The 15,334-nt window shown below is 65.3% G+C and carries 14 protein-coding genes and 1 pseudogene; 2 read left to right on the forward strand and 13 right to left on the reverse strand.

From position 1 onward, the window contains the following. Nucleotides 1–68: 68 nt before the first annotated feature. The 7 genes from ACFQVD_RS27095 to ACFQVD_RS27125 all read right to left on the reverse strand — a co-directional run bounded on the left by ACFQVD_RS27095 (nucleotide 69) and on the right by ACFQVD_RS27125 (nucleotide 5,625). On the reverse strand, nucleotides 69–1,241 hold the full coding sequence (locus ACFQVD_RS27095; RefSeq protein WP_343981675.1) for a tyrosine-type recombinase/integrase: 1,173 nt from the start codon (nucleotides 1,239–1,241) through the stop codon (nucleotides 69–71). After that, entirely contained in the window at nucleotides 1,241–1,495 is a 255-nt protein-coding gene (locus ACFQVD_RS27100; protein WP_343981672.1) for an excisionase family DNA-binding protein, read from the reverse strand. The genes ACFQVD_RS27095 and ACFQVD_RS27100 overlap by 1 nt, the downstream gene beginning before the upstream one ends. Continuing rightward, entirely contained in the window at nucleotides 1,492–3,195 is a 1,704-nt protein-coding gene (locus ACFQVD_RS27105) for a replication initiator (RefSeq protein WP_343981669.1), read from the reverse strand. The genes ACFQVD_RS27100 and ACFQVD_RS27105 overlap by 4 nt, the downstream gene beginning before the upstream one ends. Then, nucleotides 3,192–3,386, reverse strand: a complete 195-nt coding sequence (locus ACFQVD_RS27110) for a hypothetical protein (protein WP_343981667.1) — start codon at nucleotides 3,384–3,386, stop codon at nucleotides 3,192–3,194. The genes ACFQVD_RS27105 and ACFQVD_RS27110 overlap by 4 nt, the downstream gene beginning before the upstream one ends. Beyond that, nucleotides 3,386–4,825, reverse strand: a complete 1,440-nt coding sequence (locus ACFQVD_RS27115; RefSeq protein WP_343981664.1) for an FtsK/SpoIIIE domain-containing protein — start codon at nucleotides 4,823–4,825, stop codon at nucleotides 3,386–3,388. The genes ACFQVD_RS27110 and ACFQVD_RS27115 overlap by 1 nt, the downstream gene beginning before the upstream one ends. 81 nt (nucleotides 4,826–4,906) lie before the next feature. Next, nucleotides 4,907–5,185 carry a hypothetical protein gene (locus ACFQVD_RS27120; RefSeq protein WP_343981662.1) on the reverse strand — a complete coding sequence of 93 codons (279 nt, stop codon included), beginning with the start codon at nucleotides 5,183–5,185 and terminating at the stop codon, nucleotides 4,907–4,909. After that, nucleotides 5,185–5,625, reverse strand: a complete 441-nt coding sequence (locus tag ACFQVD_RS27125) for a plasmid replication, integration and excision activator (protein ID WP_343981659.1) — start codon at nucleotides 5,623–5,625, stop codon at nucleotides 5,185–5,187. Before ACFQVD_RS27125 ends, ACFQVD_RS27120 begins: the two co-directional genes overlap by 1 nt. Nucleotides 5,626–5,825: 200 nt before the next feature. On the opposite strand from ACFQVD_RS27125, the gene ACFQVD_RS27130 reads away from it, so the two are divergent. Then, on the forward strand, nucleotides 5,826–6,227 hold the full coding sequence (locus ACFQVD_RS27130; RefSeq protein ID WP_343981656.1) for a hypothetical protein: 402 nt from the start codon (nucleotides 5,826–5,828) through the stop codon (nucleotides 6,225–6,227). A 43-nt stretch (nucleotides 6,228–6,270) separates the two neighbouring features. Here ACFQVD_RS27130 and ACFQVD_RS27135 read toward each other — a convergent pair whose 3' ends face one another. Together ACFQVD_RS27135 and ACFQVD_RS27140 are read right to left on the reverse strand one after the other, a co-directional pair. Then, nucleotides 6,271–7,002 carry a GntR family transcriptional regulator gene (locus ACFQVD_RS27135; protein ID WP_343981653.1) on the reverse strand — a complete coding sequence of 244 codons (732 nt, stop codon included), beginning with the start codon at nucleotides 7,000–7,002 and terminating at the stop codon, nucleotides 6,271–6,273. 264 nt (nucleotides 7,003–7,266) lie between these two features. Further along, nucleotides 7,267–7,557 (reverse strand): hypothetical protein, encoded by a 291-nt coding sequence (locus ACFQVD_RS27140; protein ID WP_343981650.1) that lies wholly within the window; start codon nucleotides 7,555–7,557, stop codon nucleotides 7,267–7,269. Nucleotides 7,558–7,903: 346 nt separating this feature from the next. On the opposite strand from ACFQVD_RS27140, the gene ACFQVD_RS27145 reads away from it, so the two are divergent. Further along, entirely contained in the window at nucleotides 7,904–9,196 is a 1,293-nt protein-coding gene (locus ACFQVD_RS27145) for a hypothetical protein (RefSeq protein WP_343981647.1), read from the forward strand. 5 nt (nucleotides 9,197–9,201) lie between these two features. Here ACFQVD_RS27145 and ACFQVD_RS27150 read toward each other — a convergent pair whose 3' ends face one another. The 4 genes and pseudogenes from ACFQVD_RS27150 to ACFQVD_RS27165 all read right to left on the reverse strand — a co-directional run bounded on the left by ACFQVD_RS27150 (nucleotide 9,202) and on the right by ACFQVD_RS27165 (nucleotide 15,198). Further along, complete coding sequence (locus ACFQVD_RS27150; protein WP_343981644.1) at nucleotides 9,202–10,599, reverse strand: hypothetical protein; 1,398 nt, start codon at nucleotides 10,597–10,599, stop codon at nucleotides 9,202–9,204. Nucleotides 10,600–10,717: 118 nt separating this feature from the next. Continuing rightward, on the reverse strand, nucleotides 10,718–12,523 hold the full coding sequence (locus tag ACFQVD_RS27155) for an IS481 family transposase (protein WP_343982206.1): 1,806 nt from the start codon (nucleotides 12,521–12,523) through the stop codon (nucleotides 10,718–10,720). A gap of 1,121 nt (nucleotides 12,524–13,644) precedes the next feature. After that, nucleotides 13,645–14,532 (reverse strand): annotated as a pseudogene (locus ACFQVD_RS27160) (IS481 family transposase); the annotation flags it as partial. Nucleotides 14,533–14,892: 360 nt separating this feature from the next. Next, nucleotides 14,893–15,198 (reverse strand): hypothetical protein, encoded by a 306-nt coding sequence (locus ACFQVD_RS27165; RefSeq protein ID WP_343976150.1) that lies wholly within the window; start codon nucleotides 15,196–15,198, stop codon nucleotides 14,893–14,895. Nucleotides 15,199–15,334 lie beyond the last annotated feature (136 nt).

Here is a 15,334-nt window from a genome sequence, read left to right on the forward strand (position 1 = left end):
CAGGCCAGGATGTGAATCCGGACCGGGGCCTTAGTTGTTTTCCGAGCCTTTTCGATCTTCCGTGCCCGTTACGTGCCCGATCTCGGTGGATCTTCTTTCTTGAGGGCCGCTTCGGCGAGCTTTCCCATGCCGTCGGCGATCATCTGATCCCGCCCGTTCTCGGTGTGCAGATAGATCAGCGCGGCCCGCGTGGTCGAGTGCCCCATCCGGTTCATCAGCTCCCGCAGCGTCGCACCCGACTGCGAGGCGAACGTGTTGCCCGTATGGCGAAGGTCGTGGAAGTGGACGCCGGAAAGGTTCGCTTCCTTCAGAGCCCTGGCCCAGATCCGGCTGAAGGCCGGCCGACGCAGCATCGCGCCCTTCACACCGAGGAAGACGAACGCCTCGTCATGCTCGTCGGTGTACGTGGCGAGGTGCGCGCGAAGCTCCGAGACCACCACCTCGGGAAGAGCGACCGTCCGCGTACCGGCCGCGGACTTGGGAAGGCTGACGGTTACCGATCCGTCCTTGAGTTCGGTGGTGGAGGCCATGACCCGAACCGTCCGGGCATCCAGGTTGAGGTTCTTGCGCCGGAGCGCCGCCAGCTCACCCCACCGCAGACTGCCGAACGTCGCCAGGAGCACCAGTGCCCGGAAACGCGGTTCGATCGCACCGGCCAGCGTGAAGACCTGTTCCATGGTGAGCGTCGGGCGCTCGGGCGACTCTTCCTTACCGCCGCTCTTGATCTGGCACGGGTTGGACTTGATCATCTTGTCCTCCGCCGCCGTGTTCATGATCGCCTTGAGCAACCGGTACGCCTTGGCGACGGTGACCGGCCCGACTCCCCCGTCCAGGAGCGTCTTGCGCCACTTGCGCACGTGAGCCGCCTTGATCTCACTCACGGCCAGGTTGCCGAACGTCGGGACCAGGTGCAGGCGGAGCAGGCCCTCATAGAGCTGGACCGTCTTGGGTCGCAGGCCGGGACGCTCGTTCACCCAGTCGGAGCCGTACTCCTTGAAGGCCACCTTGCCGAGATCCGGATTGCTCCAGTCCTCCGCGAGGATCTCGGCCTCTTTCTTGGTCAGCCAGACCTCGGCGTCGCGCTTGGTCGCGAAGGTCTCCGGGGCCGCCCGATCGATGTCATCCGGTCCCCGGTAGCGAGCTTGGAACCGACCGGAGGGCAGTTGCCGAACGCGCCCGAAGCGCCTCTTGGTCGGCTTGCCCTTGGCGGAGTATCGAGGCCCTTCCTCAGCCTTGGCCATTACGCGGCCCTCCTACGTCGTGTGATGGTGATCGGTTCGACCAGCCCGGCAGCGATGAACGCCTCAAGGGCCGCTTCGGGGATGCGGACGTTGCGTCCGACGTGAATGAAGGCGATCCGTCGTTCCTCGATCAGGCGACGGGGGAAGCGGACCGAGGTGTTCAGCCGCTCGGCCGCCTCTTCGACGGTGAGCAACCGGCCCTGTGCGAGTTCCGGGAGGAGCGAGTTGGGCTCTTGCTTGGTCTTCCTGGTCATGCCGCCACCTCCAGTCCCGGAGTTGCCGAAAGATCTGGAACAGGGAGGCCGTCCGCTCTGGCCTGAAGTTCGATCAGTCGTGCGCGGGTGCGCTGGCGGTTGGCGACCTCGCGCAGCAGCCGTTTGGCCAGCGGAGTGCGGTTGGGGTCTTTGGAGGAGACCGGCCGCCAGACGTAGCGGTGTGGGTCGGTCACCGTCTCGTCAGGAAGGCCGAGCATGTCGAGCACCCAGGCCCGCCGGTCCTGCTTGTGCTCGCGCAGGGTCTTGTTCGACCACTTGCGCGAGACCAGGACCCGCCGGCCCGCGTAGCCGAGGTGTTCGGCCTTGTGCGCCTTGCCCTTGCACCGGCCTGGCAGCATGCCCGCCTTGGCGCCCTTGGGCTGTACGCCGTAGCGCAGCCAGTTCGGGCAGGTCGGCGAGCACGGTTCGTAGCGGAGAGCCTCGACCATCCGGGTCGCGTGGTCACGGCGGGCGTGGTTGTCCGGGTCCTCAGGGTCGAGGGGGTCGCCGAGGCTCTTGGTCAGGTACTTCGACAGGTAGCCGATGCACTGGTCAGCGTCCGGCGATCCGGCGAGCACGCCCTGAACATCGACCTGAGTACCGAAGCGGATCACGTGCAGTGGTTCGGCCGTCTCGTCGGTGCCGAGCTGGTCGAGCGCCTCGTCCCAGGTGGGCAGCAGTTCCCCGGTGGCCGGGTCGAGGTAGTCGCCGGCCTGCCCGTCCGGGTAGGGCTCAGCCCGTTCGGCCCGCTCACTCCAGACCGGCAGATGGTCACCGGTGAAGCGAACTTCGTCGACGGACGGCCACCACACTTGGTGGTAGGTCGCGGCGGCGATCGCCTTGACCTCCGCACGCGGCATGGTCCCGCGGATCGCCATGTGCAGATGAGGAGCGAGCCGCTTCTGTGGTTCGACAGAGGCGAAGTACTGCACGTCATAGCCCGCCACCCGGCGAAGGTTCTGCACGAACCGGTCGACGAGCTTGGAGAAGTGCAACGCATCGCGAGCTGCCGCCGCGTAGTCATACGTGCTCGGGTTGACCGGGACGCCGTTGCGAACGCGTCCGTAAGAGGGAAGGGTCAGCGTGACGAACAGGGACGGCCGGTAGACCTTGCCGTCAGAGGCGATGAAGGTCCGCCCGAGGGTCGTGTCCTGCTTGGCCCGCTTGGGCAGATCCGGGGCGTCCTGGCGCCGCCTCGTCGAGCGTGAGCGCTTGGGAGTCGACCGACCGCCCAGGATGTTGCCCCGCATCCCAGCGGCGTTGATCTCGGCGTCAATGCCCGCGATAGCCTCATCCCAGTCGAGGGTGTCGTCCCCGTCCCTCTCGGCCTCGTCCCGCTTGGCCTGCACGTCGGCCCGGAACTCGATCAGCCACCGCTGGTCTTCGGTGGAGGGGTTGCGTTCAGCGACCGGTTCGTGGTCGAGGTGCCAGCCTTCCCGGCACTGCGCCCGGCGGAGCTGGCGGTTGCGGTTGGCACACGGCGGACACTTGGCTTCCTGCGTCGCGCCGCAGGGGATGTTGAACGACTCGGTCATGCCGGTGTGGGTGTCGAGACGCCGCAGTTCGATCGGCCGGATGCACACACCGTTGTTCTTGGCGACCTCGATGGCGACGTCCAGGGCGAGGGGCAGGGTGTCACGGACGAGGCGGGGCAAGGTGCGGTCGGCGCCATTCGGCGAGGGGATGGGGGTATCGGTCACATGGCCTCCTCTCGGCTGACCACGTCAGCGAAGATCTGGCAGACATCGCTGTAGGGGTGTTTGCGGAGCCTCGCAGTGTCGAGATCGACGATCACCGTCACTTCGGCGAGATCGGAGCCGTTGAACGTCCGCAGCCGCCGGAAGGGCAAGCCCTCGATCTCGGCCGGGGTGCCGTGCAGGATGACTCTCATCAGGCCCCCTCGACCGTCAGCGGCAGCGTGTCAGCGGTGAACACGGCGACCATGTCGCGGATATCGGCATCGGAGACGTAGCCGACACGGGCACGCATCGGTTCGGGTGAGGTCTCCAAGCGGGTGTAGGCGATGCCCGCGCCGAGGTCCGGCTGAGGTGAGATCAGGTCGGCCAGCGCGCCCCGATCCCGAGCGCCGTCACCGAGGACCATGTCCACCTGTTCGGACTCGTCCAGCCGCAGCGCGATCTTGTCGGGGAACAGGTTGCGGATGCTCAGCACGTCCTTGCGTGGGTCCTGCAAGGCGGCCAGGACACCGACCCCCACCGCACGGCCCTGCGTGGTCAAGGTGGCCAGCGCGGCCGAAATGCGGAGCTTGAGACCCTTGTCGGACTGATAGGCGGTCAGGAAGGCCACCTCGTCGACCACGACCAGGACGAACGGGTCATCGACGGTAGGGACATGGTTGCGCTGGACTCCCGCGAACCGGCCCGCACGCTCCTGCATGATCTCCACGGCCTTTTCCAAGAGATCGGCGCACTCGGCCGGATCGGCGGCGTAGCGGTCGAACAGGTCACGGCCGAAGGACAGTTCCATGAGCTTGGGATCCAACGCCCAGATCTGCACCAGGCCCGCACGGACGGCAGGCAGCAGGCCCCGGATGGTGGACCAGATGATCGAGCCCTTGCCCGCCCCGGTGGCTCCGGCGACCAGGACGTGAGTGCCGTGAACCTTGAGCCGCCACGGGGTACCGTCCTCCTGCTTGCCGATCTCGACCGGCCCCACCGACGCCACGGCGGGAATCGGTAGCGCGGGTAAGGGGACGGCCAGCGGGTCGCGCCGGGGGAAGGCCAGCAGCAGCCGGCCCGACCGGGCGATGGTCACCCGGCACGAGGTGGCGCCGAAGCCATGGGCCAGGTTCTCGATGCGGTCGGACCAGTCCTTGACCGACTGCCCGGCGAGCATCTTCACCATGACCAGGTCCGCCCACGAGTTGCAGGTGACCCGGACGAGGCGGGGCAGATAGTCACGGCCCCGCAGGTGACGGCCGAGACCGGAGACGATCATCACCGGCTGCCAGTGCCGCCGATAAATCCATACCCGACGCCACCAGGCCAGCAGCCGCCAGCCCACCAGGCGCAGGAACGAGGCCCGATCGACCAGCCGCCACGCGGTGAGAGTGAAGGGCACCAGGACGAGAAGCGCGATGCCCCACTGCCAGCCGTACAGCCAGCTCAGCGCGGAGGGAGTGACCGCGACGAGTGAGGCGATCGGGTAGCGCCACAGCAGCCGTACGGCACCGGCCAGCAGTCGCCAGGTGAAGATGACGATGGTGACGATGGCGGGGGTTTTGAGGACGGCCGGGCGGAACACCACAGCCGTGTCGGGGGTCGTGGTGACGAGGTGTTGCGCCTCGTCACCGGGCAGTTTTTTGAACATAGGCTTGAGCCCTCTCTTGATTCGCTGTCTGGGGAGACGAGGGGCCGCCGGAATGCCAGTTCCAGCGGCCCCGCTTACGTGTCAGGCCGCTTTGCCCTGGTCGGGCTCGTTGGCCGGGGTGGTGAACTTGCTCTCGACCGAGCGGGCGAACTGGTCGGCCTCGTGGGCGAGCTGGCGGGCGAACTCGACGTCGGAGGCCGTCACGAGGTCGCCGGCCGAGGTGGTGACCAGGAGCGAGACGGCGCCGAAGTCGAGCGCCAGAACCGGAGTCCGGGCCGGGTAGGGGTGGTTGGTGGCGCGGGCGCCACGGCCGGTGTTGAGAGTGATGGTGCTGATGCGGTGAGTCCTGCGACGCGTCATCAGGCGACGTCCTTTCCAGCGGTGGAGGTGTGCTTGGCGGGTGCGGGAGCGGAGGCGACGGGACCGGTGCGCGGGGCGCGCATCTCGCGGACCTTGATGGAGTAGGCGAGGCGTCCGGCGCCGTTGACGTACGGGGTGGCGGTGACGTGGTCGAACTCGACCGGGGTGAAGGGCAGGCCCGGCATGGGGGCCGGCGGAACGGGCTGGAGCGGGGCGAGGATCTTGACGGCCACGGTCTTCTGTCCGGGCTTGACGGTCGGGTCGGCGTCCATGACCGCGACCTGCCACACCAGTTCTCCAGTGGACTTGTCGCGGGACTGGACGAAGCGGCCGTTGGTGGAGGCGTCGAAGTCCTTGACCGCCTCGACCTCTCCGACGACGTAGCAGCCGTGCGGGAAGACCTGGGCGAAGGTGACAGGGATGGGTCCTTGCAGGGCCATGATGGCACTCCTCTTATCAACTGACAGGCACTTAACCTATCAAGTGATTCGAGAATAAGAGAGCCCGCTTGGTAGGTCAAGTACCTAAGCGGGCCCAGAAGCGAGACGAGACAGTTGGTGCATAAGATCCCGATTTTTCATCGGCCTACATGCCGCCAGCCTTATGGTTCGATCTTGTGAGACGAAGTACGTGGGTCCTCTTGGCAGTCATATTTACACCGATTGCCCTGGCGTTCGCCTTGATCATGATGCCAATCTGGCGGGACAACGCCCGTCTCGAAGCTTTCTACAAGCGCGTCCTTGACTACCCTCTTCCGCCACGAAGCCGAGACGTCTTCCCGATGGATCGCGATGTGATCTTTGGAAAGAATCTGAGCGGCGGGAGCGGGGATTACTGTGACTATCGCGTCAGAATCACGCTCCAAACAGCGCTGACGCCGCAGGAGATCCACCGCCACTACGACAATGCGTCGATCGCGGGAGCCGAGGGAAAAGCAGTGATCTCCCTGTACTTCGAAGATGAGGGGCCCGCCGGTGGCCGCCGAGTCATCGTCGAGGCGTACGACTCCCATGACTGGGACGGAGATTGGCGCTGCGCCTAGCGAACAACGCATCGCTGACCCGCACATGGAGGTCAAGGACTTCCTACGCGATCGGGTAGGCGTCCTCCAACTCATGCCGGTCGGCCGGAAGAAGCACTTCCGCTACGACGAGGGCATGACCGGTCGCATCACGTACTGCCGCGTAGACGCACAGCAGCGGGACGTTCTTCGGCATGCCGAGCCGCTTGACCTCCTCGGTGGTGGGCATGCGCGCGACGATCTGTTCCACGATGTGGTCGAAGCGCACCCCCTTGCGCGACTGGAGATGCTCGCGAAGCCCTTCGGGCAGTGGGGCAGCACTGGTCAGGTCGGTGCCCTCGGAGAGCTCCAGCGGCAACCACACCGAGACGATCTCGGTCGGTTCGCCGGCCCGGCTGACCAGGCGACGCCGCAGGAACGCCTTACTCTTCGGGGTGATGCCCAGCAGGACGGCGACCCGGTTGGGCACGGCCAGCGCCGCTGCTTCCAGCACCTCGCCATCGGAGGCACTCTCAGGACTGGTCAGGTACGCCTGACCGGGGCGAGGCTGTTCCATCGAGGTCATCGCCGGACGGCCGCGTACGAAGCGTCCCTTGCCCTGCTGGGAATCGATCCAGCCCTGTTCACGTAGCACGCGCAATGCCGCGACCACGGTGGGCCGGGAGACACCGAACTCGTTGATGAGCTGGTTCTCACTGGGCAGGAGTGAGCCCGGAGGATAGTCCCCCGACTCGATACGCCGTTGAAGTGCCTGCACAAGCTGGGCGTACTTCGGAGGCACGGACTCTAGTGACATTACGACCGTCCATCACCCGACAGGTTGTTTTACCAAGTCAGAGCGTAACCTGGCTTTCCCTCGCCTGTCACGTCACCGGCAGACAAAGGGAACAAGGGCAAAGAAGATCCCGGCAGGCAGAGAGAGGGAAGAAGGACGCTGCGGCTGCATGGGGTGGGCCGCGCGCCGCTCTACTGCCTGCCGGGATGTTGAAGAGCGCGACGGAGCAGCGGTAACGCTCTCCAGCACCCTCCGTACTGGAGGACACCGCCCCGTCGCGCCCGCCTATCGACCGGCGTAGTCGGCCAGAACCTTGGCCGCGCCCGTCACGTCGTTGATCGGGTGGCGCCTCTCGGCCGACTGCCAGGAGTAGTAAGCGCCGCCGTAGCCGACGAACACCCACACCGGCAGGCCCACCCGCGGACGGTGCACCATCAGCGCACTGTCGTTGTCGCGTAGCTCAGCGCGGACACCGAGCCGGAGCAACTCATCTCGCAGGAGGGTGAGGGCAAGGGCCTCGTCCTGCTGGTGTTCCTGCTGGAGGTGATCCGCAGCAGCCTGCATGATCGGATTCATCTCACGTTCCTTTCGACCCGGCCGGTTGCGAGGCAGTCGAGACATTCCTGTTCTCCCTGCGTCTCTTGATCACCGCTGCTCTCGCCGACGAGAAGGGCACGGCGCGAGCTGCGCAGCTTGGTTCCACGTCCCCGGCACGCGGGGCAGGGGCGTGTCTCGCTGGTCTCCTCTGGCCGGGTCACCGTCGCCATCTCCTCGGATTGATCCGCACTCCCTGCGGCGGAAGGCGGGCTGACGTACCGTGTTGCTTGATGGCAAGTCCACCGGCAAACCGAGAATGACAGGACCCCCAAACGGCCCCCCTGAATTCCCCCTCTTGAGCCCCCAGCCGGGAGGAAGGCCCTAGATGCCCGACAACATCCCTAACGTCCAGCTCCGAGCGTGGCGCAATGAGCACCGCCTGACACGCGCCGAATTGGCCGACCGGATCAACGCGACGCCGATCGGCATCAAGGAGTCACTGGCGTGCGATGAGGAGCGCATCCGGCGCTGGGAGGCCGGAGAGGTCAGGTGGCCTCATTCTCCGTACCGGATCGCCATCACCCAGTTGACCGGACTTCAACCCGAAGACCTGGGATTTCGGCCGAACAGACGCGGGGCCGGCCAGCTCATTGAAGCCACCAGCATCATTCCCATGGACGCGTTGCGAGCCGAGGCCGACCTGTACGGCACCATGGAACTCGCCCAGCAGCTCCAGGCGTCCGACGTCGGAACCGGCACCCTTGAAGCACTCGCCGAGGCCGTCGATCTACTCTGCCGCGCCTACCCCGTCGTTTCGGCCGCCACGTTGCGCGACCGGACCCAAAAGCGTCTCGCTCAGGTCAACGGCCTACTCGGCGGACGAATCACCCTCGCCCAGCACCGCGAACTCCTCGTCATCACAGGATGGCTGACGGCCTTGCTCGGGTGTGTTCACTACGACCTGGGAGAGCGCGAGGAGGCCGAGACCGCCCGCCGCGCCGCCTACGAGATGGGCCGCCAGGTTGGACACGGCGAACTCATGGGCTGGGCCTACGAGATGTCCGCATGGTTCGCCCTGGTCGAAGGCCGCTACGAAGACGTCGTCATCGCCGCCCGCATGGGCCAGGCCGCCGCCGGCCAATCCAGCGCCCAAGTCCAACTCACCCTGCAAGAGGCCCGCGGACTGGCCCGAATCGGCGACCGCCGCGAGGCGGACAAGGCCCTCACCCGTGGAGCCGACGCTCTTGCCAAACTCCCGCTGCCCGGAAACCCGGATCACCACTTCGTGTTCGACCACGCCAAGTGGATCTTCTACGCCGCCACCGCCTACACCTGGCTCGAAGACAACGACCGCGCCGAAGAACACGCCCTTGAGACGATCCAGATGCACACCCGCCCGGACGGCACCTCCAACGCCCCTATGCGGGTCGCCGACGCCCACATCGACCTCGGCATCGTCCACGCCCGACGTGGAGAACTTGACGCCGCAGTAGAGCAAGGCATGGCCGCCTTCGACATCGACCGCCGCTCCCTCACCGATCTCGTTAACCGAGCCGGAGACCTGGACCGCGTCCTACGCCAACGCTACCGCCGCGAAGCCTTAGCCCAAGAATTCCATGACCGCTATTTAACAGCCCGGAACGCTCTTATGTTTCACCGACCCGACCTCCTTGAGTAAGCCTTCTATTGATCTTGACCGTCGATAACGATTTCAATGGCTAGCAGCCTAATTAGCCGCACGTCAGGTACAAGAGCATCCGCTTCATCGCTCTGCGGTAACAGCACAGGTGCGTCTACGTATTTGGGATCATCTTTGGCGTGCACGATTCGATTTCGAATTTTATAGATCCTATCCGCGACTTGCTCAAGAATGTCTTTACTCGAATTCTGAACATTAAGCGGTTCCACGCCGGAGATGGGGCCGCGCTTCGTGAAATAGTCACCCCATTCCCCCGTCTCCAAGAATTCCACTACTCGCTCACGCCTGACACACTCCCGTATCAAAATGCGGAATTGCTCCGACTCTTTGGCGCCAGTCGAACCCTCAGCAACGCGCAACAGACGCATAAGCGCCTCATTATTAGAATTGTCAAATAGAGGGTCTCTTAGTTCTTTACGTAAGCGCCGGAGCGACTCTCGACGAACGGCCGATGGGACGAAGTATTCTAGCGTCTGATAGTATGAAAGAAAGGCGAGTGGCCGGTTTTCGCCAGCCGAACTCGCGAAATTAAAAAGTGCCGCGACTTCATGTCGTAACCCTGTTTTAGGAAAGCGAATTTTCGCTATCCCGGGGACCCGCCTTCTTGCTCTAAGCTCACTTCCATAAGAAGGCTCTCGCCGCGCTGGATTGACAACCACTCCATTGCGAACGTCAAGCTCATAAAGGAGAGATTGCAACAATGCTTCTACAGCCTTCGTTAGCTTCCCGCTATCCATAGCCTCACGAAAATCGAACTTGATCGTTCCCAGACCTAGAGAACCAACTGGACGCCGGGTATGGCAGAGTGCGGCTAGCGGTGACACGTTTGATATCTCGATACAACAAGCTGCGCTTGAATCATAAAGATGAACCCGAGAATTCAGAGAGCTTTCAGCTTCGGACCTCACCTCCATTGCAGGCAATGGCGTGTCGCTTCCAGAATGAGGGCACCCTTCATCTGAGTCGATAGCCAGGCGAGTCACTCGCCTCATCAAGAACGATTGAGGACCACGCATGAAGCGGACACAAAGCTCAGCGAATCCTAAGTCCGGAACCAGATATCCTTCATAACTGGAGTGATCGACCGTCCTCCAAGCCAGTTGTGAATCGAGTATGGAAATACAGCTCCGCGGTATCTCCCTATCCCCATGCATATCTCCCGATCTGCGAAAAATCAAATCTTTTACAGAAGCCCCCTCGAAGCGAATCCCTCTTTCTTCTGCACGAGAAATTACCTTACGCTCAACATCAGAAAGAACAGCTCTTGCTGGCCCGGTTTCGTCGCCAGAAAAGACGTGAGGCTCGTCTGCAGAATCGAAGTCGTCAACCTCGTTTAGACTGTCAATCGGCCCTAAGGGCGGCTGGGATGAACTATCGCCCATGAATTTCTCCTATCGCTTCTACCTCTCCGCCTAGTATTCATGCCATGAAAGTAGGTCACACGGGTGTCGTGACTCGCTTGATGCTTGACGCAATGGCATCGGATGATGCTTGACACTCCTAGCTGGTCTTTCGCTGTTTAGTATGCGCTCTGGACTTGATCCGGGTGACCTCCTGGGTGGTGGTTCGCGAAACGACACGAATCGGCTCGCCGTCGGCATGGATGGTGATGTGGGTGTCATCGACGGTCACGTCCAAAATCTTGCGGGCGTGCACCCGGCCGACCTGGACCTTCTGACCGACGACCATGATGGTGCCGCGAATGGAGACCGTGCGCTGAACGGTGACCGGCCCGGTGGGCGTGGTCGGCGGCGGACCAGCCCGGCGAGCGCCGCGCAGACGCCCGCACGCGGTGATCGGCAGCGGGCAACGCACGGTGCGCAGCAGCAGGCGTTCGCCGTCCATGACCTGGGCGGTGATGCCATCCAGACGCAACGTGACACGCTGACCGGCCAGGTGAGCGCCGATGCACAACGCGTGGCTGGCCAGGCTGACGATGCCGATCGAGCTGACCAGCCGGTCGACCTCGACGGCCGCACGGTGCTGTTGGGTGTCGGGAACCGGGGCGGAGGCGGCCGGGCGCGCATCCCCGGAGGCGACCAGGGCGGCCAGGTCCTTGACCGTCAGCCGGGAGGCCACCGTCTTGAGCCGGCCGCCGGTGGTGGTGAACACGTGCAGATGCGCGGTACTGATCCACAACGTGATCGACAATCCGGCGCGGTCAGGGCCGAGCCAGACCTGCTGGCCGCCGACCGACAGGTTGCCCGAGTCCGGCACCACCCGCTCAACCTCGATGGCCGAAACCTGCATCGGCTCGGTCACCGGCACCTCCTCGTCGGTGACGACCTGCGGCGACGGCGCGGTCGGGGTCATCGACGAGGCCGACGGCTCCACCACGCTCAAACCGGCCGGTAGCCGCAGCGGCAACTCCTCCTGCATCCGCCTCTGCTGAAGGGCGACGTGGTCGGCGAAGAAACGGTCGGCGGGAAAGGCCATCTCCAACGCCTGATGCGGGCGGGCGGTGTTGTAGTGCTCGGCGAAGGCGTCCACCGCCTCCTGGGCCGCGCCTATCGAGGCGAACGGCACTGCGTCGTCGAGCAGTTCCCGGCGCACCGTCTGATGGAAACGTTCGATCTTCCCGGTGGTGGTCGGGGTGCGCGGCCGGGTATGCAGCAGCCGGATGCCGTTTTCCCGGCAGATGCGCTCGAACAGCACCTCACCGGCCTTCGGCCCGCCGAACCGGCCGGTGAACTGCTTGCCGTTGTCGGTCAACACCTCCAGCGGCACCCCAAAAGCGCGCATCGCCGCGGCGAACGCCGCACACACCTGCCGCCCGGTGGGCCGGGCCACCACCGAGGCGATCACACAGAACCGCGAGTGGTCATCCACCCCGGTGATCAGCTTGCACTCACCACCGTCGGCCAGGAACACCCCGCCCATGATGTCCATCTGCCACAACTGCATCGGCCCGGGCCGCTCCCAGCGCACGTAGTCACCGCGTTTACGCTTGCGCGCCATCGGATCGATCAAAGCGTTGCGCACCAGCGCCCGGTAGATACTCGCCCGCGAGGGCACCGGCTCCACCCCGCGCCGGGCCAGCTCCCAGCCCAAAGTGCGTGGCCCCCACCGCGGATGCGCCCGGCGCAACTCACAGATCATCGCCTCGATCGCGGCCGGCGTCTGCATCGGATGTGCGCGCACCCGGTGCGACCGATCGGCCAAAGCGCCCAGCCCGCCGTCTCGATAGCGGCGCACCCAGGTATGCACCGACTGACGTGAGATCCCATACCGTTCGGCGACATCGGTGACCTTCGCCCCCGACAACACCTCGATCACCGCGTGATAGCGCTGTTCCACGACACTCAACTCCACCAATGCCATCCCGGCCTCCCCCGAAGCGCAGACAACGCCACGAGCAGGCACAGAAGACGATCAAGGTGTCAAGCATCAAGCGAGGCCAGAGTGTCAACCATCAAGCGAGACAGGACAGTAGGTCACACGGGTGTCTAGTCCCGATTGATACTTGACGCGTTGATCCCACCACATGCTTGACGTGTGCTCTAGGAAACATGACCGGCCTTGCGGGGCCGGGCCGCCTTGATACTGCGGACGGGTTGAGTGGTGGTCCGGCGCACCACCCGGGTGTCATCAGGCAACTCGATCGTCAACGTGGTGTCGCTGACATACACGGTGACGATCGCGCGGGCATGAACACGACCCAGGGCGACCTTCTGACCGACCACCATGATGACGCCGCTGTTGCTGGCCACCCGCTGCACCCTCACCGGCTCCACCGACGGGCGCGGCGGCGGCCCGGCAGGGCGAGCATCACGCAGACGACGCACCTGCTCCCCGCTGAGCGGGTTGGGCCGAGCACGCAACAACTCGCGGGTGACCGGATCAAAGAACATCAACGTGTGCTCCTCGATCCGCACACTCACCCGCCGGCCGTTGAGAATCTCCGCCGCCAGCACCACCCGCCCGGCCAGGCTCACCGTGCCCGCTTTGCCAACGATCCGATCCACCTCCACCGCGCTGCCCGCCTCAGCCGACGGCAACGGCGCCGGCCCGGCCGCACGCCCTCCCCGAGCGGCCAGCCTGGCCACATCGGCCAACGACAGATGCGACCGCAAGCTCTTGATCCGCACCCCGGCCACCAGCAGATGGATCACCTCGACATCGGCCCAGAACGTCACCGTGACCCCAGCACGATCCGGGCCCAGCCACACCTGCCGACCGGCCACGAACATGTTCCCGCTGGCCGGCACCACTCGGTCGAACTCCACCGGCCCACCCGACCACCGCCCCCCTTCCGGCTCAGCGCAGATCACCTCCTGCTGATGCTGGGCGAAGCCCTCCCCATCGGCCACCACCACCGATGTCGCAGCAGATGCGCTCTCACCGACGAGGGGCTGAGGACCTGCCACCCCCAGCGTCGCCGGCAGCCGCAACCCCAGCAGTTCCTCACCCGGCCCGGATCGGGCCGCGAACCGATCCGCCGGATGAGCCATCGCCAACCCCTGATGAGGGCGGACCGTGTTGTATTCGACCACCCAGGCATCCACCGCCACCTGCGCCGCGGCCAGGTCGGCGAACGGCACCGCGTCATCGAGCAGCTCGCGGCGCAGGCTCTGATGAAAGCGCTCGACCTTGCCCGTGGTCGTCGGCGACCTGGGCTCGGTCAGCCGATGCACGATGCCGTTGTCTCGGCAGATCCGATCGAACAACACCTCCCCGCCCTTGCCGAACCGGTCGGTGAACTGCTTGCCGTTATCGGTCAGCACCTCCTCCGGCACCCCGAAAGCCTGCATCGCGGCGGCGAACGCCAGGCACACCGCCCGCCCGGTCGGCCGGGCCACCACCTTCGCGATCACGCAATACCGCGAATGGTCATCGATCCCGGTGACCACCTTCGCCTCCCGGCCATCGGCCAGGAAAACGCCGCCAACGATGTCCATCTGCCACAGCTGCATCGGCGCCTCGCGCTCCCAGCGCACATACTCATCCCGGCGTTTGCGCCGGCTCTTGGGCTGGATCAGGCCATGGCGCACCAGTGCCCGATACACCCCCATCCGCGACGGCGCCGGCCGCGCACCTCGCTTTTCGGCCTCATAGGCCAACCGGACCGGACCCCACCGCGGATGCTCGCGCCGCAGCTCACACACCAGCACCTCCACCTGCCCGCTCATCTGCGACGGTGAAGAGACCGGACGCCGCGAGCGGTCAGCCAGACCCGCCAGGCCCGAGGCCCGATACCGGTTCAACCAGGTATGCAGCGTCTGCCGCGACACCCCGACCCCAGCGGCGACCTCACTCACCCTCGCGCCCGCCAGCACGGCCAGCACCGCGCGGTAACGCTGCTCCACAACAGACAAATCGACCAGGGCCAATCCCGGCCTCCTGACATGCGACACCCGCAGACGACGCACGACAGAATCGCCGAAAACGGCACCCGTCAACCATGTCCTGGGACTGACGTGTCAAGCATGTCCCGGGACACGACAAGTAGGTCACACGGGTCGTTGCCGAATTGTTCTCATAGGCATCAAGGCGGCGGCGCGGCGCGCCGCTGCACGGCCCGCCGCCCGAACGCCGCCCGAGCGTGCGGCGTGGGCGCCGGTCTCGGCCGGCGGCGGGACCACGGGCCGCCCACCGCACCGCCCAGCCGCCGTACCCAACCATTCGCCGCCGCACCGGGGCCGCACCGCCGCCTACTAGCTGACCGTCCTCGACGGTCAAAGCCGCTGCTGCCACCACGGCCACTCGGGCGAGGCATGCGGGTTCGGCGACGTTCGGGCGAGAAACCGCCTGTCGATAGGAAGGATCAAGCCGTACAGGTACGGCTTGGCCCAGCGCGGCAAGGCGATGAGCGCCTGTTCGAGCCGCTGGCGTGGTGCGTCTCCGCAGCACTCAGGACATATGCAGCCGGGGCCGATCCGGGCGACGCTGCCGGGAACGACCGCCTGTGTCCAGGCCAGCAGTGCCTCGGCCACCGTGCCCGGCCGCATCCGCGTGTGCTCCAGCGCGATCACCGCCGCCATGGGCCGGCGCCCGAGGCCGGGAACCTGATGGATCGAAGCTCTGTGGGTTGCGCACACCGATCCTCGTGCGCGAACCTCCGAAGGGCGCCTACGCGGCATGGCCCTTTCTGATCAACGTCATGAGCCGATGATCGCA

This window comes from Streptosporangium amethystogenes subsp. fukuiense (assembly GCF_042665875.1).
In the GTDB taxonomy this organism is placed as follows: Bacteria; Actinomycetota; Actinomycetes; order Streptosporangiales; family Streptosporangiaceae; genus Streptosporangium; species Streptosporangium fukuiense.

What these genes read in the sequence shown, in the direction of transcription:
- ACFQVD_RS27095 (WP_343981675.1), bottom strand. Translation starts at nt 1,241, where the DNA reads ATGGCCAAGGCTGAGGAAGGGCCTCGATACTCCGCCAAGGGCAAGCCG.
- ACFQVD_RS27100 (WP_343981672.1), bottom strand. Translation starts at nt 1,495, where the DNA reads ATGACCAGGAAGACCAAGCAAGAGCCCAACTCGCTCCTCCCGGAACTC.
- ACFQVD_RS27110 (WP_343981667.1), bottom strand. Translation starts at nt 3,386, where the DNA reads ATGAGAGTCATCCTGCACGGCACCCCGGCCGAGATCGAGGGCTTGCCC.
- ACFQVD_RS27115 (WP_343981664.1), bottom strand. Translation starts at nt 4,825, where the DNA reads ATGTTCAAAAAACTGCCCGGTGACGAGGCGCAACACCTCGTCACCACG.
- ACFQVD_RS27120 (WP_343981662.1), bottom strand. Translation starts at nt 5,185, where the DNA reads ATGACGCGTCGCAGGACTCACCGCATCAGCACCATCACTCTCAACACC.
- ACFQVD_RS27125 (WP_343981659.1), bottom strand. Translation starts at nt 5,625, where the DNA reads ATGGCCCTGCAAGGACCCATCCCTGTCACCTTCGCCCAGGTCTTCCCG.
- ACFQVD_RS27135 (WP_343981653.1), bottom strand. Translation starts at nt 7,002, where the DNA reads ATGTCACTAGAGTCCGTGCCTCCGAAGTACGCCCAGCTTGTGCAGGCA.
- ACFQVD_RS27140 (WP_343981650.1), bottom strand. Translation starts at nt 7,557, where the DNA reads ATGAATCCGATCATGCAGGCTGCTGCGGATCACCTCCAGCAGGAACAC.
- ACFQVD_RS27145 (WP_343981647.1), top strand. Translation starts at nt 7,904, where the DNA reads ATGCCCGACAACATCCCTAACGTCCAGCTCCGAGCGTGGCGCAATGAG.
- ACFQVD_RS27150 (WP_343981644.1), bottom strand. Translation starts at nt 10,599, where the DNA reads ATGGGCGATAGTTCATCCCAGCCGCCCTTAGGGCCGATTGACAGTCTA.
- ACFQVD_RS27165 (WP_343976150.1), bottom strand. Translation starts at nt 15,198, where the DNA reads ATGGCGGCGGTGATCGCGCTGGAGCACACGCGGATGCGGCCGGGCACG.